Annotated in this window: 1 protein-coding gene; it reads left to right on the forward strand. The window is 67.6% G+C overall.

The genetic code is table 11. The features are described 5' to 3' along the window. Positions 1-54: 54 nt before the first annotated feature. A partial coding sequence (locus tag U5760_RS31600) for a hypothetical protein (protein WP_322016224.1) occupies positions 55-272 on the forward strand: 218 nt, incomplete at its 3' end.

Below are 272 nucleotides of genomic sequence, written 5' to 3' on the forward strand. Positions count from 1 at the left end.
GCGCTCGGCAGCGATACGCCAGGCGCGGGTTCTCTCGACAAACTGAGTCCGCTCATGGCCGCCGTCTACCGCGTCCTGTATCCGGGCGGTGACGGTGCTCAAGCGGCAGACGAACTCCGCGCTTTGGGGCAGAACACCCCGGGCGAGGGATTCCCGTGGGCCGCCTTCCGGGCGTCGCGCCTGATTGCGAAGCACGAAAGCGAATGGGCCAACCCCGTGAAGTGGCAGGCACTGGTCAGCACCATCGAGCAGCGTACCGGGCCGAAGCCGGA

It is taken from the genome of Paraburkholderia sp. J12, from assembly GCF_905220215.1.
Classification (GTDB): Bacteria; Pseudomonadota; Gammaproteobacteria; order Burkholderiales; family Burkholderiaceae; genus Paraburkholderia.